The following is a 21976-nucleotide window of genomic DNA, read 5'->3' on the forward strand; positions in this document are numbered from 1 at the left end:
CCGGTGGCTTCGCGACCCTCGGATCGACGCCACGTGCTCTGTGCGCCCACCGTGCCGCAGCGCCTGTCACGTCACCGTCACGTACGCCGGCCGGCCGGTGACGGGCGATCGGTGACGGCTTTCCTCGTGGCCTGGCGGATCGGGGCGAGCGTGTCGTCGAGCAGGGCGCTCATCGCGGGGCTCGGCTCCAGGCGTAACTCCCTGCGCAGCAGGTCCCGGTAGACGTAGAAGGCGTGCACGGCTTCGAAGGCGTTGCCCTCGGCCAGGTGGATGCGGACCACCAGCCGGTGGGGCGTCTCCCGCAACGGCTCGGCGGCCATCGCCTCCAACGCGGCTTCGAGGGCCTCGCCGTGCCGCCCGGCGGTCAGGTGTTGCCCGGCGACCTGTTCCAGCATGTGCAGGCGGAGCTGGCGCAGTTTCTCCCGGTCCAGCAGCACCCAGTCGTCGTACCAGCCGGGCAGGAGGTCGTGTCGACCGGCGGCGAGCGCCCCGGCGGCGGTGCGCGGGTCGTCGCCGTCGCGGACCCGGGCCGCGGTGCCGACCAGGTCGTCCACGTCGAGTCGGACGGCCGGGTCGAGCCGTACGGTGTCGCTGGCGATGGACATCGGGCAGCACGGGTCCTGCCGAAGTCGCCACAGTGCGGTGCGCAGGGAGGACAGCGCCCGTTCCTCCGAGGTGTCGGGCCAGAGCAGCCCCGCGAGTTGGCTGCGGGTGGCGCCGGGGCGCAGCCCGATCAGCGCGATCACCCGTTGCAGCCCGCGCGGCACCACGACCGGCACCGCCTCGCGTAGCAGTCGGAAGCCGCCGAGCAGGTGGAGCGAGACGCCCTCCTCGGGCGGGTCGCCGGCGGTCGGCACGGACGGATCAGCGGTCACGGCGCCACCCCCTGCGGAACGCTCGTCCCGACTGTCTGCTGTGTCCCGGAATGGTTGCCCGTGACGCCACTGTCGACCCCACCGGTGGGGCGCGGCCCACGGCTGGCGGGCGCGGTCCCGCCCGTCGAGGCGGCCGGGCTGGCCACGGTGAAGATTATCAATAGCGATCACGGTGAGTCAACGCCACCGTGGACCTTCTATTGGCGACAGTCAACCTGAGATCGGTTCTGAACTGCCTAAACACCTGTTCGGCCCGCCGCTTCGAGGTGCGGGGACACATAGCTAATACACAGGTTGCGTCAACGCAGCGTCACCATCAAGCGTCGCTGGTTGGGCCTGCGCGGTGACGCCGCCGTGACGAGGATTGCCGCATCGTTGCGGAAGTCGTCCAGCGCGTACGGGGTTCACCCGTCGCCGCCCGGACGCTGTGGGGGAGGCCCAGCATGGATCGATCGCTGATCGTCGCGAAGGTGGATCCGACCGCCGAGGAGCGGGTCGCCGAGATCTTCGCCGAGTCGGACGCGACGGAGTTGCCGCGCCTGGTCGGCGTCCGGCACCGCTCGCTGTACCGGCTGCACGACCTGTATGTGCACCTGCTCGAGACCGAGCAGCCGGCCGAGAGCGCTGTGGAGGGTGCCCGTGGGCACCCCGAGTTCATCCGGGTCAGCGACCGCCTGCGCCCGTACGTGTCGCCGTACCTGTCGACCTGGCGCTCACCGCGCGACGCGATGGCGCAGTGCTTCTACCGGTTCGACGCACCGGACACCCGGCGGCGGTCGTGACGGCCACCGTGCCGCGCGAGGAACAGCTCTGGTCCCGCTGCGCCGGCTGCGCAAGCCTGCTCTACCGCAAACGGTTACGCCGCAATCTGGACGTCTGCCCGGAGTGTGGGGAGCACGCCCGACTCGGTGCTCCGGAACGCCTGCGCCTACTTGTCGACCCGGGATCGCTGCGCCTACTGCCCGACCAACTGCCCGAGGCCGACCCGATCGACTTCGTCGACGTGCTGCCGTACCCGCACCGGCTCAGCGCCGCGCGGGCCAGCACCGGCCTGGCCGAGGCGGTCGTCTGCGCCATGGCCACCATTGGCGGGCACCCGGCCGTGTTGGCGGTGATGGACTTCCGCTTCCTCGGCGGCAGCCTGGGCTGCGCGGTGGGCGAGCTGATCACCCGGGCCGCCGAACGGGCTCTGGACGACCGCATCCCGCTCATCCTGATCACCGCCTCCGGCGGGGCGCGGATGCAGGAGGGCACGCTGTCGTTGATGCAGATGGCCACCGTCAGCCAGGCCATCGCCGCGCTGCGTGAGGCGGGTCTGCTCACCGTGAGCGTCCTCACCGACCCGACCTACGGCGGGGTGGCCGCGTCGTTCGCCACCAACACCGATCTGGTGCTTGCCGAGAGCGGCGCGCGGATGGGCTTCGCCGGCCCCCGGGTGATCCGCCAGGTCACCGGCCGGGCGCTGCCGGAGGGCTTCCAGACCGCCGACGTCCTGCTCCGACACGGGCAGGTCGACATGGTGGTGCAACGCCGGTCGCTGCGGGGACAGTTGGGGGCGCTGCTCGCCGCCACCCGTCCGACCCGCGCCGGCCGTCCGACCCGCCCGCCCGTACCCCGGCAGGAGCCGGCAGCACTGCGCGAGCGTCTCACCGACGACGGCGCGGCCCCGGCGGACCCGCCGGCCGACGGAGATGCCGCCGGGACGCCGTCGACCACGCCAGGACAGGGCGGCACCCCGCCGGTACGCGACGCGTGGGACACCGTCCGGATGGCGCGACACCCCGGTCGACCCACCACACTGGACTACCTCGACTCGGTCTTCGACGGGTTCGTGGAACTGCACGGCGATCGGCTCGGCGGAGACTGCCCGGCCATCGTGGGCGGTGTGGCACGGCTGGCCGACCGGCACGTGATGGTCATCGGCCATCAGAAGGGGCACACCACCGCCGAGTTGGTGGCCCGCAACTTCGGAATGGCCAGCCCGGCCGGGCATCGCAAGGCGCTGCGGCTGATGCGCCTCGCGGCCCGGCTCGGCCTGCCCGTGGTCACTCTCGTGGACACCCCCGGCGCCGACCCGGGGGTGAGCGCCGAGGAGCAGGGCCAGGCGGCGGCCATCGCGGAGAACATCCTCACCCTCACCGTATTGCCCACCCCCGTGCTCGCGGTGATCACTGGAGAGGGTGGCAGCGGTGGCGCACTGGCGCTGGCCGTCGCCGACCGGGTGCTGATGCTGGAGAACGCCGTCTACTCGGTGATCAGCCCGGAGGGCTGTGCGGCCATCCTCTGGCCGGACCGGTCCGCGGCGCCGCAGGCCGCCCGCGCGCTGCGACTGACCGCGCCCGACCTGTGCCGGCTCGGCGTGGTCGACGAGGTCGTGTCGGAGCCGTCGACCGCCGCGCACGACGACCCGGCGGAGGCCGCCCAACGGTTGCGCGCCGCCTTGCTGACCAATCTGCTGCCGCTGCTGGACGTGCCGCCCGCCATGCTGGTCCGCCTGCGCCGGCAGCGCTTCCGGCGGTTCGGCTCGACGCGCGCCGGTGTCCGGGCGGGTGCCCGGTGACCACCGGCGACGGGGCGTTGACGACCGTCGAGGCGACCCACGACGGCGGGGTGGGCGGCGAGGAGGCGCTGGCCGGGTTGCGCCGGCAGGCGCAGCACCTGATCGCCGAGTTGGCGGGGCCGGTGCGCCGGATCCGGCTGCGCAGCGGGCCGGCGGTGCTCGAGGTCGAGTGGCACCCCGAAGACCCGGCCCGAGCGGACGTACCCCCTGAGCTGGCCGAGGCGGCGCCGCCGCCGGCAGCCGGCCCACCAGCGGCGCTGACCTGGCCGCCGGTGCCCAGGCGCGCCGCGGTGCGGGCACCCATCGTCGGCACCTTCTACCGTGCGGCGGAGCCCGGCGCGAGGCCCTTCGTCGCGGTGGGCGACCTGGTCCGCCCGGGCCAGCCGGTCGCCATCGTCGAGGCGATGAAGCTGATGAACGAAGTGACCGCCGACCGCGCCGGCCGGGTGGTCGCGATCCTCGTCGAGGACGGCCACCCGGTCGAGTACGACCAGCCACTGGTCGAGCTGGACCCGGCATGACAGCGCAGGGTGGTTGATCATGTTCGAGACCGTGCTGATCGCCAACCGGGGCGAGATCGCGCTGCGGGTGCTGCGCGCATGCAAGGAGCTCGGCGTGCGAACGGCGGTGGTCTACTCCGCCGCCGACGCCGACTCGGCAGTGGTGCGCCTCGCCGACCAGGCCGTCCGGATCGGGCCCGCGTCGAGCCGGCGCAGCTACCTCAACGCCGCGGCGATCGTGGAGGCGGCCCGGCAGGTGGGAGCGCAGGCCGTGCACCCCGGCTACGGCTTCCTCTCCGAGGACGCCGACTTCGCCGAGATCTGCGCGGACAACGGGCTGACCTTCATCGGCCCGCCACCGGCGGTGATGGCCGCGTTGGCCGACAAGTCCTCGGCACGGGCACTGATGAGCCGTGCCGGGCTACCGCTGTCGCCGGGCAGCGTCGCGCCGGTGCCGAACGCCGACGCGGCGGCAGAGGTGGCCGAGGCCGTCGGTTACCCGGTGATCGTGAAGGCCACCGCCGGGGGCGGCGGCCGGGGGATGACAGTGGTGCACACCCCGGATGAGCTGCGCCGGGCGTACACCCGCACCCGGGCCGCGGCCCAGGCCGCCTTCGGCGACGACCGGGTGTACGTCGAGCGCTACCTCACCGAGGCGCGACACGTCGAGGTGCAGGTGCTCTGCGACTCCCACGGAAACGGGGTGCACCTGGGCACCCGGGACTGCTCGGTGCAACGCCGGCACCAGAAGCTGGTCGAGGAGGCACCCGCCCCGGCGCTGCCCGCCGCCGTCCTCGACACCATCGCCGAGACGGCGCTGCGGGGTGCGCTCCAGGTCGGCTTCGTCGGTGCCGGCACGCTGGAGTTCCTGGTCGACGCCGAGGAAAAGTTCCACTTCCTGGAGATCAACTGCCGGATCCAGGTGGAGCATCCGGTCACCGAGATGGTCACCGGGATCGACCTGGTGCACGAGCAACTGCACATCGCCGCGGGAGTGCCGCTGCGCTGGCGGCAGGAGGAGATCCGCCTGCACGGCGTCGCGGTGGAGTGCCGGGTCAACACCGAGGACCCCGAGCGCGACTTCGCCCCGACACCCGGGCGCTTGGAGCGTTTCACCCCACCTGGCGGCCCGTTCACCAGGGTGGACACCCACGCCAGCACCGGCTACCTGGTCGGCCCCTGGTACGACTCCCTCCTGGCCAAGGTGATCGTCTGGGCGCCGGACCGCGAGCTGGCCCTCAACCGTCTGGAGCGCGCTCTGGGCGAGTTCGACATCGCCGGGCCGGGCGTACACACCACCATCCCGTTCGTCCGGCGGGTGCTCGACGACGCCGCATTCCGCAAGGGCCGCTACACCACCGGCCTGGTCGACCGTCTGCTCGCCGCGCCCGCGCATCGGCCGACGGCCACCCCTACACCGCGCCCCGCGTCCGCCGCGGAGCCCGACGTAACCCACAGGAGGACCCGATGACCGTCACTCATGGTCGCCCGATGACCGCCGAGATCACCGACATCCTGGTGGCGCGCTGCGGGCTGGACGCCGACGCGGCGGCCAGGGCGCCCGCCGCGTCGCTGGAAGAGTTGGGCATGGACTCACTCGCCCTGCTGGAGCTATCTGCGGTCGTCGCCGACCGCTGGCAGGTGAGCATCCCCGAACAGGCCGGGCAGCTGAGCATCCCGGCAGTGGCCGACCTGGTCACCCGCCGCGCCGACCCGCCCGGGCACACCGAGAACGGCGTGGTCATCGACGCGCCCCTGGAGCTGGTCTGGGAGGTCACCAACGACGTGGCGAACTGGACCGAGTTGTTCACCGAGTACGCCGTGGTGGACATCCTGCACCGGGAGGGGCACACCGTGCGGTTCCGGCTCACCATGTACCCCGACGAGAACGGGGTGTCCTGGAGCTGGGTCAGCGAACGCACCGCCGACCCGGTGAGCAGGCAGGTTCGGGCGCACCGGGTGGAGACCGGGCCGTTCGAGTACATGCGAATCCACTGGCGCTACACCGAAGAGGCCGGCGGCACCCGGATGACGTGGACGCAGGACTTCGCGATGAAGCCGACCGCGCCAGTCGACAACGCCGCGATGACCGAGCGGATCAACACCAACAGCGCCATCCAACTCGCGGTGATCAAGGACCGGGTGGAGCGGACCGCCCGGCAGCGCGCCGACGAGGCGGCCAGCGACGAGTCGACGGAGGCCGACGATGAGTGACCTGAGCACCCGGCCGATCGCCGCCGGAGACGTACCCGTCGACCGGCGACGCGGCGGTGAGCTGCGGGTGCTGCTCGGCCCCCGCACCGTCGGCAGCACCTCGGGCTTCCTCGGGGTGGCCGCCCTCGCGCCCGGGGAGCGGATCGCCGAGCACTACCACCCGTACAGCGAGGAGTTCCTGTACGTGGTGCGCGGCGCGATCACCGTCGACCTGGACGACCAGCCGACACTCCTGGCCACCGGTGAGGCGCTTTTCGTCCCGGTGAACGTACGGCACCGCCTGCGCAACACCGGCGTCGAGCCGGCCGAGGTGGTCTTCCACCTGGGCCCGCTCGCCCCCCGCCCCGAGCTGGGGCACGTCGACACCGAACTCGTCGAACAGCGCGGTGGGTCATGAGCGCGAGGAGTGAGCCGGGGTTGCGAGCCCCGCAGTCGCGAATGGGGGTGGCGTCATGAGCGCGAGGAGTGAGCCGGGGTTGCGAGCCCCGCAGTCGCGAACAGAGGTGACACCATGACTGGGCGCCGCACGGTGGTGACCGGGGTCGGCGTGGTTGCCCCCGGCGGCGCCAGCCGGGACCGGTTCTGGAAGACCATCACCGAGGGACGGACCGCCACCCGGCGGATCAGCTTCTTCGACCCGTCGGCGTTCCGCTCACAGATCGCCGCGGAGTGCGACTTCGACCCGATCGCCGCGGGCCTCACCGAGGCCGAGCGACGCCGGGCCGACCGGTACGTGCAGTTCGCGCTGGCCTGCTCCGCCGAGGCGGTCGCCGACGCTCAGCTGGTGCTCACCGACGCCGAGCGGGACCGGGCGGGGGTGGTGCTCGGCACCGCCGTGGGCGGCACGATGGCGCTGGAGCAGCAGTACGTCGCCGTCAGCGACCACGGCCGGCGCTGGCTGGTCGACGCGGCGCGCGGTGGCCCGTACCTCTATCAGGCGCTGGTGCCCAGCAGCCTCGCGGCCGACGTGGCCTGCCGGCACGGGCTGCACGGCCCGGCGCAGGTGGTGTCCACCGGTTGCACCTCCGGCATCGACGCCATCGGCTACGCCCATCAGATGATCGTGGACGGTGAGGCGGACGTGATGCTGGCCGGCGCGGCCGACTCGCCGATCTCGCCGGTCACTGTCGCCTCGTTCGACGCGATCAAGGCGACCAGCCCCGACAACGACGACCCGGCGCACGCCTCCCGCCCGTTCGACGCCGACCGGCACGGGTTCGTGCTGGCCGAGGGTGGGGCGGTGCTGGTGTTGGAGGAGGCGGGGCATGCCCGCCGGCGGGGCGCGCACATCTATTGCGAGGTGGCCGGCTATGCCAGCCGCAGCAACGGCTACCACATGACCGGGCTGCGCCCGGATGGCCTGGAGATGAGCCTCGCCGTCACCGATGCGCTCAAGCAGGGCCGGATCCTTCCCGAGCAGGTCTCCTACATCAGCGCACACGGGTCGGGGACCCGGCAGAACGACCGGCACGAGACGGCCGCGTTCAAACGGGCACTGGGCCAGGCCGCCTACCGGGTGCCGATCAGCTCGATCAAGTCGATGGTCGGGCACTCGCTCGGCGCGATCGGCTCGATCGAGATGGCCGCGTGCGCACTGGCCATCGAGTTCGGTGTGGTGCCGCCGACGGCGAACTGGAGCACCAGGGACCCGGAGTGCGACCTGGACTACGTACCGAACGAGGCGCGGGAGGTCCCGGTAAACGTTGCGCTGTCGGTGGGCAGCGGGTTCGGCGGCTTCCAGTCGGCCATGGTGTTCCGCCGGCTGCCCGGGACGGTGGCGGCGTGAGCGCCACCCGGGGCAGTGCCGGCGGCACCACCGCCCGGGCGGTGGTGACCGGCATCGGTGTGGTCGCACCGAGCGGCATCGGCGCGGACGCGCACTGGCGCACGGTGTTGGCCGGCACCCGCCGGACCGGGCCGATCACGTTGTTCGACCCGTCCGGCTACCCGACCCGCCACGGCGGGGAAGTGCCCGGCTTCACCGCCGACTCCTACGCCGACAGTCGGCAGTTGGTGCAGACCGACCGTTGGACGCACCTCGGCTTCGCCGCCACCCGGCTGGCGTTGGCCGACGCGGGCCTGCCCGATCAGGCCCCCGACCCGTACGGCTACGCGGTGACCCTGGCCAGCTCGTCCGGGGGCAACCTGTTCGGCCAACGGGAGTTGCAACGGCTCTGGGGTGGGTCGTCGCGGACGGTCGGGGCGTACCAGTCGATCGCCTGGTTCTACGCGGCCAGCGTCGGGCAGCTCTCCATCCACCACCAGTTCAAGGGCCCGAGTGGGGTGCTGGTCGCGGAGGCGGCCGGCGGGCTGGACAGCCTCGCCCACGCCGCCCGGGCGGTACGCCGGGGCACACCTGTGGTCATCGCCGGTGCCACCGAATGCCCGCTCAGCCCGTACGCGCTGGCGTGCCAGCTGCGCTCCGGGCTGCTCAGCGACGTCTCCGACCCGGAGCGGGCGTACCGGCCGTTCGACGCCACGGCCAGCGGCTACCTGCCGGCCGAGGGGGGCGCGGTGTTCGTGGTGGAGGAGTTGGGGCACGCGCTGGCCCGGGGTGCCCGCGTCTACGGCGAGGTGAGCGGTTGGGGCTCCACCCACGACGCCGCGCACACCACAGCCGAAAGCGCCGGCGACCCGGTCCAGTACGCGCGGGCGATGCGGCTGGCCCTGGATCGGGCCGGCGTCGCGGCGGCCGGGATCGACGTGGTGCTACCCGACGCCCTCGGCGTACGCCGTTATGACCGCAGCGAGGCCGAGGCGTTGCGCGCCGTGTTCGCCGACCGGCCGCCTCCGGTGACCACGCAGAAGCCGCTGACCGGGCGGGCGTACCAGGGCGGGTCGGCGTTGGACGTGGCCACCGCGCTGCTCGCCTTCGCGCACGACACGCTGCCCGCGTCCGCCGGGCCGAACGAGGTCGCCGAGGGGTGCGAGCTGGACTTCCTGCGCGAGCACCGCCAGCCGCGCAGCAGACTCGCGCTGGTCTGTGCGCGGGGCTTCGACGGGTTCAACAGTGCGCTGGTCCTGCGCGGGGCGGTGCCGATGAGGGGAGAGACGCCGTGAGCGAACAGCGAGCCCGGGTGGTGTTCCTGGTGCGGGTGCCCGTGCCCCGTACCGAACAGTTCCTCGCCGCGTACGAGGAGGTGCGGCACCTGGTCGCCGACGGGGTGCCGGGGCATCTGGTCGACCAGGTGTGCCGTTCGTCGACCGACCCGGAGCAGTGGTTGATCACCAGCGAGTGGGCGAGCCTGGCCGACTTCGAGGCCTGGGAACGCACCCCCGAGCATCGGGATCTGGTGCGCCCGATGCGGGAGTGCTTCACCGACGCCCGCTCACTGCGTTTCCACATCCACGCCCAGACCCCCACTCAGGTCAGGCTGACCTCAGCCAGGTAGACGCAGGTGCGCCCCTCGTGGGAGGAGTAGTAGCTGACCCACAGCAGACCGTCGTGCCAGACCAGGCCGGGGTAGCTGGTGTCGCCGCCGGAGGGCAGCGCGACCAGTTCGGTGAGTCCACCGCGCTCGGGGTCTACGGCGCAGATCGCGGTGCGTACCTCGCCGTCGAGCAGCCGCACCCCGGCGAGCAGCCGCCCGTCGGGCAGCCGCAGCAGCGTCGGCCCGCCAACCTGGACGCCCAGGTCGGTCCAGGCCCAGTCCCGGTACGGCGGCACCGAACGGCCGAGCTGCGCGCAGGCGTCGTCTCCGTCGCGGCGCAGCAGGCAGAACGCGGTGCCGTCCGGGTCGAAGACCAGCCCCGACTCGTTGGGGTAGCCGCCCTCGAACAGCGTTGGCACCCACGGCTCAAGGTCGACGCCGTCGGCACTGCGGTAGAGCCGGGCGAACCGGGGATCACGGGTGGCGTAGCCGACGCCGTACATCGCGTCGTCGTGCCAGGCCGCACGCCACACCCAGACGCCCGCCTCGCCGACCGGGGTCGGGTCGCCCCAGTCGTACCCGTCCGCGGAAATCCAGGTCACCGTCTGGAACGTCTTGCTGGTCTCCCCGGTGGCCGCCGCCGCCAGGATTTGCAGTCGTCCGTCGGGTCGCGGAACGAAGTGCGGGTCGCGTAGGTCGACACCGGCCCACCGCACCTCCGCCGCCGACCGCCAGGATCGGCCGTCGTCTGAGGTCAGCACCCGGATCACCCCGTCGTCGGAGAGGTGGGTCCGGGCCTCGCGGAAGGCACAGAACCAGCTTCCGGCGTGCCGGACGAGGTCGGTGAACGCGCTGTGCGGCGCGCTGTCGCCGATCCGGTGGACGGCGGTGACGGTGGCGGTGAGGGGGTGGGTGGGTGACGTCGTCATGCGCGGCGGCCTCCTGGGGGCGCGGGCAGAGCGGGCACGTGGCGGGGGCTGACGCTAACCGGCGGCGCCGACGACCGTGCGGCGACCAGGCGAATTCGCGACGAACTACTCCTGGCTCAGCGGGCCACGGTCTGCTCGGCGAGCAGCTCGCCGAGCACGTGCCGGCCCTCGGCGGCCTTGGCCGGCTCCGGATTGTCCAGGGTGATCAGCGCCTTCCACAGCGCCCAGCCGCGTCCCCGGGCCCAGGTGGCCCCGTCGAGGCCGACCGCCTCGCGGAATGCCGCGCGGCTGGGGCCGTGCAGCAGGGTCCAGGCGATCACGACGTCGCAGGCGGGATCGCCGACGCCGCAGCAACCGAAGTCGATGACGGCGGCGAGCCGGCCGTCGCGGACCAGCAGATTGCCGTACGCGACGTCGCCGTGGAACCAGACCGGCGGCCCGGAGAAGGTGGCGTCGAGGGCGGCGTGCCAGATGTTCGTCACCGCGTCGACGGGTAGCCGGTCACGGTGCCTTTCGATCGCGGCCCGTGTCTCCGCGTCGTAGGTGGACAGTGGGCCGCCCCGCCAGGCGCTGTGCTCGCCGGCAGTCGGGGCGTCGGTGGTGTCGACCTCCCGTAGGGCGCGCAGGAAGGCGGCGAGATCGGTGCCGAACCGGGTCAGGTCGTCGATCCGCTCGGCGCGGGCGGTTCGCCCGCCGATCCAGCGGTAGACCGACCACGGGTACGGGTAGCCGCCGTCGGCCCGTCCGTGCGCCAGCGGCGTCGGCACCTCCAAGGGCAGCCGCGGGCCGAGCACCGGCAGCCAGCGCTGCTCCTTGGCGACCTGGAGGGCGTACCCCGCGCCGCTGGGCAGCCGCGCGCTCATCGCGTCGCCCAGGTGGAAGGTGCGGTTGTCCCAGCCACCGACCTCGACGGGGCGGACCGGCAGGTGCGCCCACCGCGGGAACTGCTCGGCCACCAGGCGCCGCACCAGGGTCACGTCGATCCGGTCGGCCACCGCGTCGTTGGTGTCGGGTATGTCGGGGAGAGGCTGCACGCTCATCCGTTCGAGCCTGCGGGGGCTGCCTGGTGCCCCGCAACCGAATTCGCGCCCCTTGATCACCTCGATTGACGCTCATCGTCGGCGGGGCTAGGTTTCTAAACCATTGTCGGCGTGGAAACCGCCAGCGGACGGCCCGAGGGTGGGCACAGGGGTGCGAGGTGGTTGAGCCGATGCTGACCGATCGACCGACGGTGTCGCTCGCCGACTACGCCGAACGGGCCCGGGTGGTGCTGCCACCCGATGTCTGGGACTACGCCGCCGGCGGCAGCGCGGCCGAGGTGACCCTGACTGCCAACCGTCGCGAGCTGGATCGGATCGCGGTACTGCCCCGGGTGCTGCGCGGGGTGGGCACCGTCGACCTCCGCACCCAACTGCTCGGCCGCCCGTACGCGATGCCGGTCGGGGTGGCGCCCCTGGCGTACCAGCGACTGGTGCACCCGGACGGGGAGCTGGCCCTCGCGGCGGCTGCCGGTGCAGCCGGCGTGCCCTACGTGGCCAGCACGCTGGGCAGCACCCCGATCGAACAGGTCACCGGTGCGGGCGCGGAGGTCTGGTTCCAGCTGTACTGGCTGCGTGAGCGTGCCCTGGTCCGTGACCTACTGGACCGGGTCGTCGCTGCGGGTTGCCGGGCACTGGTGCTCACCGTGGACGTCCCGGTGCTCGGCCGACACCCCCGGGATCTTCGCAACGAGTTCCGGCTGCCGGCCGACGTGGTCGCCGCGAATCTGCCGGACGGCCGCGGTGCCCTGGCGCACGCTGGCGCACCGGGAGTGTCCGCGGTCGCCACGTCGTTCGCGCCGGCGCTGCGCTGGGCGGACCTTGCCTGGTTGCGGGAGCAGGTCGACCTGCCACTCGTGGTCAAGGGCGTGCTGGACCCGCGTGACGCGGTCGAGGCGGTGCGGATCGGCGCGGACGCGGTGGTCGTCTCCAACCACGGCGGCCGGCAACTCGACGGGGCGCCCGCCAGCATCACCATGCTGCCGGAGGTCGTCGACGCGGTCGGCGACCGGTGCCAGGTGCTGCTGGACAGCGGCATCCGGAGCGGCACCGACGTGCTGCGGGCGCTCGCGCTGGGGGCGGCCGGGGTTCTGGTCGGCAGGCCGCTGCTCTGGGCGCTGGCCGTCGGTGGTCAGAGCGCGGCCCGGGACGCGCTGGCCCTGCTCGCCGCCGAGCTGACCGACGCGCTGACCCTGGCCGGCTGCCCCGACCCGGCGGCGGCGGGAGACCTGCGCACGGTCGAGATGGGCTGAGCAACGACCGGTTCAACTCGTGGGTTGACACACCGCGTTCACCGGCTGGCAATGCGCGACGGCCTGCGTACCGCCGTCCTGGGTGGACGGTCATAATGGGCCACATGGTTGCCTGGGAGTACGCCCTGCTCGTCCGCCGCTATCAGGGACAGGGCCGCAATTTCCATGTCTCGTTCGTCTGGTACGCCCCGGACGGGTCACGCAAGGACATCACGGCCTTCGGTGACACCGCCATCGCGCACCTCAATATCGCCGGCCGGGAGGGGTGGGAGTTGGTCTCCGCCGCCGAAGACGTGAACAACGTCCAGGGCAGCACCGAAGTCCACCGCTACCACCTCAAGCGTCCCCTGGCCTGAGGTGCGCAGCTGACTCGAAGAGCGATATACCGCTGAGTCATAACTATGACTCAGCGGTATATCGCTCATTCAGGCGAGTGCCACCGGCGGCGTTACGCCCAGTGATCCCGGCGCCTCGGTGTCCGTGAGCCGCCCGGACGAGCTGTCAGGCCAGGTCGATGGCCGGGTAGAGCGGGTGCGGGGCCAGCAGATCGGTGGCCTGGCGGGCGATCTTGTCGGCCAGGTCGGGGTCGAGGACGTACTTGGCCTTCGAGGCCGTGCCGTCGGCGTTGGCGCCGGCGGTGGTCTGGGCCAGCACGGTGTGGATCAGCTCCGCGGTCTGGTCCATCTCGGCGGTGCCCAGGCCGCGGGTGGTCAGTGCCGGGGTGCCGATCCGGATGCCCGACGTGTACCAGGCCCCGTTCGGGTCCTGCGGGACCGAGTTGCGGTTGGTGACGATGCCCGAGTCGAGCAGCGCCTGCTCGGCCTGCCGGCCGGTGAGCCCGTAGCCGGACACGTCGATCAGCACCAGGTGGTTGTCGGTGCCGCCGGTGACCAGCTTCGCGCCCCGGCGCAGCAGCCCTTCGGCGAGGGCCTGCGCGTTGTCGACGATCCGCTGGGCGTAGTCGGCGAAGTCGGGGCGGCGGGCCTCCGCGAGGGCGACCGCCTTGGCGGCCATCACGTGCGGCAGCGGGCCACCGAGCACCATCGGGCAGCCCCGGTCCACCTGGTCGGCCAGCTCCGGCTGGCAGAGCACCATGCCGCCGCGCGGGCCGCGCAGCGACTTGTGGGTGGTCGTGGTGACGATGTGCGCGTGCGGCACCGGGTCGAAGTCGCCAGTGAACACCTTGCCCGCGACCAGGCCGGCGAAGTGCGCCATGTCGACCATGAAGGTGGCGCCGACCGAGTCGGCGATCTCCCGCAGGATCCGGAAGTTCACCTTCCGGGGGTACGCCGAGTAGCCGCCGACCAGGATCAGCGGCTTGAACTCGCGGGCCACCTCGGCCACCCGGTCGTAGTCGATCAGGCCGGTCGTCGGGTCGGTGCCGTAGCTGCGCTGGTCGAACATCTTGCCGGAGATGTTCGGCCGGAAGCCGTGGGTGAGGTGGCCGCCAGCGTCCAGCGACATGCCGAGCATCCGCTGGTTGCCCAGCTCCCGCCGCAGGGCGAACCAGTCGGCCTCGGTGAGATCGTTGACCTGGCGGACCTGGGCCTTCTTCAGCGCGGGGGACTCCACCCGGTCGGCCAGCACCGCCCAGAACGCGACCAGGTTGGCGTCGATGCCCGAGTGCGGCTGCACGTACGCGTGCGCGGCACCGAACAGCTCCCGGGCGTGCTCGGCGGCGAGTGCCTCGACGGTGTCGACGTTCTGGCAGCCGGCGTAGAAGCGGCGCCCGACGGTGCCCTCGGCGTACTTGTCACTGAACCAGTTGCCCATGGCCAGGAGCGTCGCCGGGGAGGCGTAGTTTTCGCTGGCGATGAGCTTGAGCGACTCCCGCTGGTCGGTCAGCTCGGCGCCGATGGCGTCGGCCACCCGTGGCTCGACAGCCCGGATCACCTCAAGGGCACTACGGAATGCGGTGGACTCGGCGTTGCGCGACATGCGACCTCCAACAGACGTGCGGGAAGGCCCAGGCGCTCGGCAAACGTCCTCGTGACGGGGCCGCTCCCCGATGGTTGTCCATCCCAACGCGCCAGTAACGGCCCGGTGTGATCCTACCGGGCTGGCCGGGGCCGTCCCGGGCGGACCTCCGTACACCGGCGACCGGAGGGTTGGGCGGTCGACGTCGGGCACACGGTGGGGAGCGGTTACCGCTGCCGGTAACGAGTTGAAGGGTGATCAGGCGGTCACCGCGTCGATCGCCTTCTTGATCGCCTTCGGAGCGGTGGGGGTGCGCGGGGCGTCCGCCCGTAGCGCGATCATCCTCTCGCCGATCTCCTGCAACTGCTTGCGACCCAGGGCGTCGCGGACCTTGGGGAACCACTCCTCCTCTTCCTCCTCGACGTGGTGGGTGACGTTCTCGATCAGCACCGTCGTCTTGGCGTTGAAGCGTTCATCGGTGGCATCCATGCTTCTGCCGCTGGCTCGCCGGCCCCTCCTCGGCATCCTGGAAGGCCTTGAACAGGCGGCGCATCTCCTTGTGGTCCTCTTTGAGCAGGACGATGGCATCGGTCGACACGGGTATGACCTCCCTGATCTCGTCTGGTGTGAATCCGGTACCCAGCAGGTCAAATGCGGAAACAGTGGATATCAGCCGCTCAGGCGGTGGCCAGCGTTCCGGGGATCTCGTCGAGCAGCTCCCGGGCGAGGAAGCCGATTCGGCCGTACCGGGGGACCAGACGTTGGCCGCTCACCGCGTGCGCGAACGAGCCCCAGCAGGCGGCCTGTGCCGGGTCCGCGCCGCGCGACAACAGCCCCGCCAGCAACCCGGCGAGCACATCCCCGCTGCCGGAGGTGCCCAGCCCGGCGTCGCCACTCTCCTCCCGCCAACCACGCCCGTCCGGGGCGGCCACGTGCCCGTAGAGCGAGACGACCGCCTCGTACCGGACGGCCAACTCGGCCGCCTCGGCGTCCAGGTCGTCGCCCGGGTCGCGCCCGAGCAGGTGCCTGGCCTCGGTGACGTTCGGGGTGAGCACCACGGGCCGGCCCGAGCCGACCAGCAGGTCCGGTGCGTGGCTGAGCGCACCGAGGGCGTACGCGTCGAGCACCAGCGACGTCTGCGGCCGGGCAGCGTCCAGGACCAGGCTCAGCAATCGGTTGGTCTCGTCGATCGCCTTCAGCCCGGGCCCGACAGCCACCACGTCGGCCTGAGCGACCAACTCGTCGAGCTGGCCGTTCCGGTCTGCGGCGACCGCGCCGTCGGGGGTCTCCGGCAGCCCGACCACCAGTGCCTCGGGCACCTGGATGCTCAGCGTGGCGGCGGTGGACTCGGCGGCGGCGAGCTGGAGCACCCCGGCACCGGCGCGCAGCGCGGCCACCCCGGCGAGCAGCACCGCACCGGGGGTGAAGCGTGACCCGCCGACCACCAGCACGGTGCCCCGGCTCTCCTTGCCACCGATCGGCACCGGAAGCGCCCAGTCCCGTAGCAGCCCCGGCGTGATCACCTTCACCTCAGACCGGTTCGGCATGGATCTCGTCCTCCCTGGTCGGCTGGGCGCCCTGCCGCTGCAGGTGGCCAACCTCGTTGAATCCGCCCAGCATCAGTTGATCCTGCTCGGCGGCGGACCAGTCGGTGATCGAGCAGTTGGCGATCACGTGCTCGCGGGTCAGCGCCATCAGGTCCGACTCGGTCAGCCCTTCCACCAGGTAGCGCAGCAGGAAGACCAGCGCGTCATGGCCAAAGAGCAGGACACGCTGGCCCTCGTGGTCCCGGCGCAGGTCGCCGAGGAGTGTCCGTAGCCGCAGCGCCACGTCGGTCCAGGACTCTCCACCCGGCGGCCGGTAGTAGAACTTGCCGAGTCGGGCCCGGCGTTCGGCCTCGTCGGGATACCGTCGGCGCACCCCGTGCCCGGTCAGGCCGTCGAGGATGCCCAGCTCCCGGTCGCGGAGCCGCTCGTCCCGGCTCACTGGCACCCCGGTGCCGTGCAGCGCCAACTCGGCGGTGGAGACTGCCCGCAGGTACGGCGACACCACCGCCACGTCCGGTCGGCGGTCCGGGGGCAATCCGGTCAGCCAACGGCCGGTGGCCCGGGCCTGCTCCTCGCCGGTGGGGGAGAGCGGCACGTCGGCGTCGCGGTGACTGAGCCCGATCAGCTCTTCGCCGGACGCCTCGGCGTGCGTCGCCGCCACGTTCGCGGTGCTCTCACCGTGCCGGATGATCCAGAGCGTCGCCAGTTCCGCCATGCCGATCCCCTACCCGGGCGTCGGCGGCGGTAACCGCACCCGCTTAGCCGCGCCGTTGCAGCAGGGCGACGGTGATCCCCGTCGCGTGGGTCACCTGAACAACCTGGTAACGCTCGGTGAGCACGGCGGCCTGCTTCTTCGGCAGCCCGGTCAGCGGCGCGTCGGTGATCGTCGGCAGCAGCACCCAGATGCGCGGCTCGTCCCGCAGACAGCTCGCCGGGTCGGCACACGCCGCCCCGAACAGCTCGTTGCGCTGTGCCGCGGACCGCTGCTCGAAGACGTTGCGCGGCGCGATGTCCGCCGGGAGGTAGTAGCGCACCCCGGGTTCGTGCATCCACCACCAGGCGCCGCCGGCGACGAGGCCGTCACCAGGCTGGTAGCCGGCCTCGACGATCCGTGCCGCCTCGGAGTAGGACAGCGGCTTGAACGCCCGTGCCTGCGGGTAGGTGTACCAGCCGTGCGAGTACTCCCCGCGCAGCGCGAGCTGACCGGGCACGGACAGGGCGGCGACGACCACGAGCGCCGCCGCCACCAGTGGGGCGCGGCGCAACACGGCGATCCCGGTACCGGCGAGCACAGCCCACGCCGGCAGCAGGAACAGCAGGTACTTGGAGAAGAAGTAGTTGACGTCGTTGGTCGAGGCCACCAGGATCACCGGCACCGGCAGCACGGCGACCAGCGCCGCGCTCACCGTCCGGGCGACGTCGCGGCGCAGGTGGGTGAGCACGCCCACCGCGGCCAGCGCGGTGACCGCGACGGCGAGCAGCGTCGAGCCGTATGCCTGCTCCCAGACCGTCCAGGGCGGGATGTCCGGGATCCAGCTGATCTGCCGTCCGGCCTGCCGCATGCCCCGCAGGATCACCGGCGTCGCGATCGCCACCCCGCCGGCGGCACCCAGCGCGAACCAGGCCAGCGACCACCAGCGGCGCTCCCGCCAGCAGTGGATCAGAACGGCAGTCCCGTGCCCGAGCAGCAGGGTCAGCGCCACCACGTTCGTCAGGCCGATGCCGGCCACCGCGAGCGCGTACGCCGCCCAGCGCAACAACCCCGGCCGCTCCAGTGCGCGGAGTAGGAACAGGGTGGCCGCCGCCGCGGCGAGGACGACGAAGGCGTACGAGCGGGTTTCCTGCCCGAACCGGGTGACCGTCGGCACCACGGCGAAGACGAACCCGGCGGCGACACCCGTCGTCTGGTCGAAGAGCCGCCGCCCCACCAGCGCCACGCAGGCAGTGGCGAGGATCATGGCCAGCGCCGACGGCAGTCGCACTGCGGCGGGGCCGGTGCCGACCAGCATCGTCCAGCCGTGCATGAACAGGTAGTAGGCACCGTGCACGGCGTCGACGTTCGCCAGCATGCCCCGGATCTGCCCGGTGGAGCGGGCCGCCACGTTGATGGTGACCAACTCGTCGTGCCACATCTCCGGGCTGCCGAGGCGCCACCCGACGGCGAGCGCGGCGAACGCGGTCGGCCAGAACCAGACGCTGAGCGCCAGCCGGCGGGCGAGGACGACCGCCTGACGGGCCGGCCCGTCGGCGGACCGGGGCGGACTCCCCGCGTCGGTCTGCGCGGGATGCGCGTCTGTGGCGACGGCGCGGTCTGACATTGGCGTCCGATCCGGGGGCGGGGAGCTACGGGCGCGACGATGATAGCGCTCGCCGCGGTCGGCGTCGGACCGTCGTCGGCGCGGTGGAGGTGGCCGCCCGGCCGGTTCGGCGATGGTCGATCGCGGGGGCGAGCCTGATAATGTGGCCGCGCCTGTCGAGCTTTTCCACCACGCACAGTGAGGCCTGCCGACCCAATGATTGTCGACATTATGCTGCCGTACTACGGAAGTGTGCCCCTCATGCAGGCGGCGGTGCGCAGCGTGATGGCGCAGAGTGACCCTGGGTGGCGCCTCACCGTGGTCGACGACGGCACCGCGCCGGGGGTGCCCGAGTGGTTCGCCGGCATCGACGATGAGCGGGTCAACTACCAGCGCAATGAGCGCAATCTTGGGATCACCGCCAACTACCGCAAGTGCGTCGGTCTCGCCGAGCACGAGTACCTGGTGATCATGGGCACGGACGACATCATGCACCCCAACTACATCGCCACCGTGCGATCGGTGATCGAGCAGTACCCGGGCGTCGGCATGGTCCAGCCGGGGGTCGAGGTCATCGACGCCGAGGGCACGGTGGTCAACACGATCGTCGACGAGGCCAAGCGGCGTCTGTACGCCCCCCGGATCGACTCCCGCGAGCTGATGGGAGGTGAGGACCTGGCGGCCAGCCTGCTGCGCGGCTGCTGGTTCTACTTCCCGTCGATCTGCTGGCGGACGGACGCGCTCAAGGCCGTCGACTTCCGCGACGAGTTCCAGGTTATTCAGGATCTGGCTCTGGTGATCGACCTGATCCAGCGCGGTGAGCAAATGGCGATCGACAACACGCTGTGCTTCCAGTACCGGCGGCACGCGGTCAGCAAATCCGCTGCCGACGCCGTCAACGGTTCCCGGTTCACCGAGGCGCGGGCGTACTTCATCGATGTCGCCCGGCGGATGGACGAGCAGGGCTGGCCCCGGGCGGCCCGGGCGGCCCGCCGATACACCTCGTCCCGGCTGCACGCCATCACCATGCTGCCGACGGCGGTCCTCTCGGGCAAGATGGCCGGCGTACGCAGCCTGTCCCGGCATGCGTTCGGGCCGGGCCGATGAACGACGAGAGCCAGGAGGAAGCCATGATCGTCACACCACGACGCCCGGCGGAGGACGCAGGTCACGCACTGCGGGTGGTGGTGCTCGGCGGCACCGGCTTCCTCGGCCGCCCCATCTGCCGCGCGCTTGCTGATCAGGGCCACGCCGTGGTCGCCATCGCACGCAACCCGAAGACCATCGGCCCGGGCGTCGTGGTCCGCGCACTGGACCTGGCCGCCGCCGACGTCGACGAGATCACCGCGGTGCTGCGTGACCTCGACCCGGACGTGGTGATCAACGCGGCGGGCGGGATGTGGGGGCTGAGCGAGGCGCAGATGCTCGCGGTCAACGTCACCCTGGTCGAGCGGCTCACGGAGGCCGCGGGCCGACTGCCCCGGCGGGCCCGGGTGGTCCAGATCGGCAGTGTGCACGAGTACGGGCTGGTCCCGGTCGACACCTCGATGTCCGAGCAGATGACCCCCGCGCCGGTGATGCCGTACGGCGAGTTCAAGCTGCGCTGCACTGCGGCGATCACCGAGGCGGACCGACAGGGCCGGATCGAGGGCGTCACGCTGCGGGTGGGCAACGTCATCGGCGCGGGCCAGCCCGGGCACAGCCTGCTCGGGGTGGTCGCGAGCCGGCTGCGCGACGCCCAGCGGGCCGATGAGCGGGCGCGGCTGGAGTTGGCACCGCTCGGTTCCCGACGCGACTTCATCGGCATCAGCGACGTGGTCGCCGCCGTGCTGCTGGCCACGACCCGCCCCGACGCGGCCGGCCGCGTGATCAACATCGGGCGGGGGGTGGCCTCCAGTGCGCGTGATATGGTCCGACTCCTCATCGACGTGAGTGAGGTGCCGACCGACCTGGTCGAGGCCGAGCACACCGGCCCCGCCGAGACCAACTGGCAGCGGCTCGACGTCGGGCTGGCAGCTGAGGTGCTCGGCTGGTCGCCGAGCGATGATCTACACACCGAGATGAAGCAGTTGTGGGAGCACGCCGGCGCCGAGGTGCCCGCCTGATGGCCGAGAGGGTCCTGACCTCATGACTACCCCCGCCCTGGTCCGGTCCCGTGGCACGCTTGCCGACCTGCTCTCCGGCCGCAGCAACGGCATCGGGCTGATCCGGCTCTGCCTCGCCGTCGGCGTCGTGCTCTCGCACTCCAAGCCGCTCGGCTTCGGTGCCCACGACCTCGGCTACTACCTGACCGGTCGGCAGACCAACGTCGGCACCATGGCCGTCTACGGCTTCTTCGTGCTCTCCGGCTTGCTGATCACCCGCAGCGCCCGTCGTACCGGTTTGATCCGCTACGCCTGGCACCGGGCCCTGCGCATCTTCCCCGGGCTCTGGGTCTGTCTGCTGATCAGCGCGCTGGTGATCGCCCCGCTGGTCGCGCTGCGCGAACACGGCACCATCGGCGGCTTCTTCGACAACCCCTGGGACCGGGGCGGCCCGCTGGCCTACCTGCAGGCCAACTGGTGGACCGGCGTCCGTCAGTACGGCGTCCGGGACCTGTTCACGGAGACCACCCCGTGGGGGGAGAAGGTCAACTACAGCGTCTTCAACGGCGCCCTGTGGTCGCTCAAGTACGAGATGTTCTGCTACGTCGTGGTGGGCGTGCTGGCGGTGACCGCGGTGCTGCGCAACGCCCGCCGGTTCGTGCTGTTCCTGACCGTCGCGCTCTACCTGAACATCGTGCACGACTGGGTGAGCTCCGGGCACTTCAGTGGCCCGATGTCGACGGCGAGTTGGAGCTTCAACTCGCCCCTGGTCGGCGGGATGACCTTCTACTACATCGTCTACCTGGGCTTCCTCTTCGCCTTCGGCGCGACCATGGACCTCTACCGGGAGCGGGTGCCGATCAACGACGCGCTGGGCATCGGCTCGGCGGTGGCGCTCGGGTTGTCGCTGCTCTTCGGTGGCTTCTTCGCCATCGGGCTGCCGGCGTTCGCGTACCTGCTGGTCTGGCTGTCGGTGCGGATGCCGCGTCAGTTGCACTGGGTGGGTCGCAAGAACGACTACTCGTACGGCATCTACATCTATGGGTTCGTCTTCCAGCAGGTGATGACGAGCCTTGGTTGGAGCCGCTGGGGGTACGTGCCGTTCGCCGCGATGTCGGTCGCTGTCGCCTTCGCCGCCGCGTTCCTCTCCTGGAAGCTTGTCGAGCGGCCGGCGCTGCGGTTGAAGGACTGGACGCCGGGCTTCGTGGCCCGTCGGTCGTCGCAGCGGGTGCCGGTCGACGAGCAGACCGCGGTGGCCGAGGAGCCGCCCGGGACACCGCCGGCGCAGGTCGGTGGCCCGACCCAGGAGTTGCCGCAGCAGCCCGCCACGCTGGTCTCCGGCCGGTAGCCGTCCTGACCGCCTCGGCGAATCGCCGCGCGCCAATTGGCAGG

General features: G+C 71.8%; 23 protein-coding genes and 1 riboswitch. Of the genes, 14 read left to right on the forward strand and 9 right to left on the reverse strand.

The features are described from left to right. Positions 1-77: 77 nt before the first annotated feature. Positions 78-875, reverse strand: coding sequence for an AfsR/SARP family transcriptional regulator (locus ACLQ28_RS11250; protein ID WP_425686160.1), 798 nt, complete (start codon positions 873-875; stop codon positions 78-80). Positions 876-1318: 443 nt separating this feature from the next. Between ACLQ28_RS11250 and ACLQ28_RS11255 the strand changes: the two genes are divergently transcribed. The 9 genes from ACLQ28_RS11255 (at position 1319) to ACLQ28_RS11295 (ending at position 9541) form a co-directional block, all read left to right on the forward strand. Continuing rightward, on the forward strand, positions 1319-1657 hold the full coding sequence (locus tag ACLQ28_RS11255; RefSeq protein WP_425686161.1) for a TcmI family type II polyketide cyclase: 339 nt from the start codon (positions 1319-1321) through the stop codon (positions 1655-1657). Continuing rightward, positions 1654-3435 carry an acetyl-CoA carboxylase carboxyltransferase subunit alpha gene (locus tag ACLQ28_RS11260; protein ID WP_425686162.1) on the forward strand — a complete coding sequence of 594 codons (1782 nt, stop codon included), beginning with the start codon at positions 1654-1656 and terminating at the stop codon, positions 3433-3435. The genes ACLQ28_RS11255 and ACLQ28_RS11260 overlap by 4 nt, the downstream gene beginning before the upstream one ends. A 17-nt stretch (positions 3436-3452) precedes the next feature. Then, positions 3453-3956 carry an acetyl-CoA carboxylase biotin carboxyl carrier protein gene (locus ACLQ28_RS11265; RefSeq protein ID WP_425686262.1) on the forward strand — a complete coding sequence of 168 codons (504 nt, stop codon included), beginning with the start codon at positions 3453-3455 and terminating at the stop codon, positions 3954-3956. A 19-nt stretch (positions 3957-3975) separates the two neighbouring features. Further along, entirely contained in the window at positions 3976-5406 is a 1431-nt protein-coding gene (locus ACLQ28_RS11270; protein ID WP_425686163.1) for an acetyl-CoA carboxylase biotin carboxylase subunit, read from the forward strand. Continuing rightward, the gene (locus ACLQ28_RS11275) at positions 5403-6149 is read left to right on the forward strand and encodes an SRPBCC family protein (RefSeq protein WP_425686164.1); all 747 of its coding nucleotides are present in this window, start codon (positions 5403-5405) and stop codon (positions 6147-6149) included. Before ACLQ28_RS11270 ends, ACLQ28_RS11275 begins: the two co-directional genes overlap by 4 nt. Then, positions 6142-6546: a cupin domain-containing protein gene (locus tag ACLQ28_RS11280; protein WP_425686165.1), complete on the forward strand. Its 405-nt coding sequence runs from the start codon at positions 6142-6144 to the stop codon at positions 6544-6546. Before ACLQ28_RS11275 ends, ACLQ28_RS11280 begins: the two co-directional genes overlap by 8 nt. A gap of 114 nt (positions 6547-6660) precedes the next feature. Continuing rightward, positions 6661-7935 (forward strand): beta-ketoacyl-[acyl-carrier-protein] synthase family protein, encoded by a 1275-nt coding sequence (locus tag ACLQ28_RS11285; RefSeq protein WP_425686166.1) that lies wholly within the window; start codon positions 6661-6663, stop codon positions 7933-7935. Beyond that, positions 7932-9209 (forward strand): beta-ketoacyl synthase N-terminal-like domain-containing protein, encoded by a 1278-nt coding sequence (locus ACLQ28_RS11290; protein ID WP_425686167.1) that lies wholly within the window; start codon positions 7932-7934, stop codon positions 9207-9209. The genes ACLQ28_RS11285 and ACLQ28_RS11290 overlap by 4 nt, the downstream gene beginning before the upstream one ends. Then, on the forward strand, positions 9206-9541 hold the full coding sequence (locus ACLQ28_RS11295) for an antibiotic biosynthesis monooxygenase family protein (RefSeq protein ID WP_425686168.1): 336 nt from the start codon (positions 9206-9208) through the stop codon (positions 9539-9541). The genes ACLQ28_RS11290 and ACLQ28_RS11295 overlap by 4 nt, the downstream gene beginning before the upstream one ends. Here ACLQ28_RS11295 and ACLQ28_RS11300 read toward each other — a convergent pair. Beyond that, positions 9514-10449 (reverse strand): exo-alpha-sialidase, encoded by a 936-nt coding sequence (locus ACLQ28_RS11300; protein ID WP_425686169.1) that lies wholly within the window; start codon positions 10447-10449, stop codon positions 9514-9516. The two genes, ACLQ28_RS11295 and ACLQ28_RS11300, sit on opposite strands and share 28 nt — an antisense overlap. A gap of 116 nt (positions 10450-10565) precedes the next feature. Continuing rightward, the gene (locus ACLQ28_RS11305) at positions 10566-11489 is read right to left on the reverse strand and encodes an aminoglycoside phosphotransferase family protein (protein WP_425686170.1); all 924 of its coding nucleotides are present in this window, start codon (positions 11487-11489) and stop codon (positions 10566-10568) included. A 170-nt stretch (positions 11490-11659) separates the two neighbouring features. Here ACLQ28_RS11305 and ACLQ28_RS11310 point away from each other — a divergent pair, with 170 nt between their 5' ends. Further along, positions 11660-12739: an alpha-hydroxy acid oxidase gene (locus tag ACLQ28_RS11310; protein ID WP_425686171.1), complete on the forward strand. Its 1080-nt coding sequence runs from the start codon at positions 11660-11662 to the stop codon at positions 12737-12739. A 95-nt stretch (positions 12740-12834) separates the two neighbouring features. Beyond that, positions 12835-13095 carry a hypothetical protein gene (locus ACLQ28_RS11315; protein ID WP_425686172.1) on the forward strand — a complete coding sequence of 87 codons (261 nt, stop codon included), beginning with the start codon at positions 12835-12837 and terminating at the stop codon, positions 13093-13095. Between the two features lie 145 nt (positions 13096-13240). Here ACLQ28_RS11315 and ACLQ28_RS11320 read toward each other — a convergent pair whose 3' ends face one another. The 6 genes from ACLQ28_RS11320 to ACLQ28_RS11345 all read right to left on the reverse strand — a co-directional run bounded on the left by ACLQ28_RS11320 (position 13241) and on the right by ACLQ28_RS11345 (position 18521). Further along, entirely contained in the window at positions 13241-14677 is a 1437-nt protein-coding gene (locus tag ACLQ28_RS11320) for a glycine hydroxymethyltransferase (protein ID WP_425686173.1), read from the reverse strand. Positions 14678-14696: 19 nt separating this feature from the next. Then, a riboswitch (ZMP/ZTP riboswitch) is annotated at positions 14697-14786 on the reverse strand. A 128-nt stretch (positions 14787-14914) separates the two neighbouring features. Further along, entirely contained in the window at positions 14915-15145 is a 231-nt protein-coding gene (locus ACLQ28_RS11325) for a hypothetical protein (protein WP_425686174.1), read from the reverse strand. Continuing rightward, the gene (locus ACLQ28_RS11330) at positions 15129-15254 is read right to left on the reverse strand and encodes a hypothetical protein (RefSeq protein WP_425686175.1); all 126 of its coding nucleotides are present in this window, start codon (positions 15252-15254) and stop codon (positions 15129-15131) included. Before ACLQ28_RS11330 ends, ACLQ28_RS11325 begins: the two co-directional genes overlap by 17 nt. Positions 15255-15333: 79 nt before the next feature. Continuing rightward, positions 15334-16203 (reverse strand): NAD(P)H-hydrate dehydratase, encoded by an 870-nt coding sequence (locus ACLQ28_RS11335; RefSeq protein WP_425686176.1) that lies wholly within the window; start codon positions 16201-16203, stop codon positions 15334-15336. Beyond that, complete coding sequence (locus ACLQ28_RS11340) at positions 16187-16918, reverse strand: histidine phosphatase family protein (RefSeq protein WP_425686177.1); 732 nt, start codon at positions 16916-16918, stop codon at positions 16187-16189. Before ACLQ28_RS11340 ends, ACLQ28_RS11335 begins: the two co-directional genes overlap by 17 nt. Positions 16919-16961: 43 nt before the next feature. Continuing rightward, on the reverse strand, positions 16962-18521 hold the full coding sequence (locus tag ACLQ28_RS11345) for a glycosyltransferase family 39 protein (protein WP_425686178.1): 1560 nt from the start codon (positions 18519-18521) through the stop codon (positions 16962-16964). 195 nt (positions 18522-18716) lie between these two features. Here ACLQ28_RS11345 and ACLQ28_RS11350 point away from each other — a divergent pair, with 195 nt between their 5' ends. Genes ACLQ28_RS11350 through ACLQ28_RS11360 form a run of 3 tightly spaced genes read left to right on the forward strand, consistent with a single transcriptional unit; the run spans position 18717 to position 21932 of the window. Beyond that, entirely contained in the window at positions 18717-19607 is an 891-nt protein-coding gene (locus ACLQ28_RS11350; protein WP_425686179.1) for a glycosyltransferase family 2 protein, read from the forward strand. Positions 19608-19630: 23 nt separating this feature from the next. After that, a complete protein-coding gene (locus tag ACLQ28_RS11355; protein WP_425686180.1) occupies positions 19631-20605 on the forward strand; it encodes an NAD-dependent epimerase/dehydratase family protein in 975 nt (324 codons plus the stop codon). A 22-nt stretch (positions 20606-20627) separates the two neighbouring features. Beyond that, positions 20628-21932 (forward strand): acyltransferase family protein, encoded by a 1305-nt coding sequence (locus ACLQ28_RS11360; protein WP_425686181.1) that lies wholly within the window; start codon positions 20628-20630, stop codon positions 21930-21932. Positions 21933-21976: the final 44 nt, after the last annotated feature.

Origin of the sequence: Micromonospora sp. DT201 (assembly GCF_049841575.1) — a bacterium.
Lineage (GTDB): Bacteria > Actinomycetota > Actinomycetes > Mycobacteriales > Micromonosporaceae > Micromonospora.

Excerpts from the sequence above, each read along its gene's own strand:
- ACLQ28_RS11255 (WP_425686161.1), top strand. The coding sequence starts at position 1,319 with ATGGATCGATCGCTGATCGTCGCGAAGGTGGATCCGACCGCCGAGGAG.
- ACLQ28_RS11270 (WP_425686163.1), top strand. The coding sequence starts at position 3,976 with ATGTTCGAGACCGTGCTGATCGCCAACCGGGGCGAGATCGCGCTGCGG.
- ACLQ28_RS11275 (WP_425686164.1), top strand. The coding sequence starts at position 5,403 with ATGACCGTCACTCATGGTCGCCCGATGACCGCCGAGATCACCGACATC.
- ACLQ28_RS11280 (WP_425686165.1), top strand. The coding sequence starts at position 6,142 with ATGAGTGACCTGAGCACCCGGCCGATCGCCGCCGGAGACGTACCCGTC.
- ACLQ28_RS11285 (WP_425686166.1), top strand. The coding sequence starts at position 6,661 with ATGACTGGGCGCCGCACGGTGGTGACCGGGGTCGGCGTGGTTGCCCCC.
- ACLQ28_RS11300 (WP_425686169.1), bottom strand. The coding sequence starts at position 10,449 with ATGACGACGTCACCCACCCACCCCCTCACCGCCACCGTCACCGCCGTC.
- ACLQ28_RS11305 (WP_425686170.1), bottom strand. The coding sequence starts at position 11,489 with ATGAGCGTGCAGCCTCTCCCCGACATACCCGACACCAACGACGCGGTG.
- ACLQ28_RS11310 (WP_425686171.1), top strand. The coding sequence starts at position 11,660 with ATGCTGACCGATCGACCGACGGTGTCGCTCGCCGACTACGCCGAACGG.
- ACLQ28_RS11315 (WP_425686172.1), top strand. The coding sequence starts at position 12,835 with ATGGGCCACATGGTTGCCTGGGAGTACGCCCTGCTCGTCCGCCGCTAT.
- ACLQ28_RS11320 (WP_425686173.1), bottom strand. The coding sequence starts at position 14,677 with ATGTCGCGCAACGCCGAGTCCACCGCATTCCGTAGTGCCCTTGAGGTG.
- ACLQ28_RS11325 (WP_425686174.1), bottom strand. The coding sequence starts at position 15,145 with ATGGATGCCACCGATGAACGCTTCAACGCCAAGACGACGGTGCTGATC.
- ACLQ28_RS11335 (WP_425686176.1), bottom strand. The coding sequence starts at position 16,203 with ATGCCGAACCGGTCTGAGGTGAAGGTGATCACGCCGGGGCTGCTACGG.
- ACLQ28_RS11340 (WP_425686177.1), bottom strand. The coding sequence starts at position 16,918 with ATGGCGGAACTGGCGACGCTCTGGATCATCCGGCACGGTGAGAGCACC.
- ACLQ28_RS11345 (WP_425686178.1), bottom strand. The coding sequence starts at position 18,521 with ATGTCAGACCGCGCCGTCGCCACAGACGCGCATCCCGCGCAGACCGAC.
- ACLQ28_RS11350 (WP_425686179.1), top strand. The coding sequence starts at position 18,717 with ATGATTGTCGACATTATGCTGCCGTACTACGGAAGTGTGCCCCTCATG.
- ACLQ28_RS11355 (WP_425686180.1), top strand. The coding sequence starts at position 19,631 with ATGATCGTCACACCACGACGCCCGGCGGAGGACGCAGGTCACGCACTG.
- ACLQ28_RS11360 (WP_425686181.1), top strand. The coding sequence starts at position 20,628 with ATGACTACCCCCGCCCTGGTCCGGTCCCGTGGCACGCTTGCCGACCTG.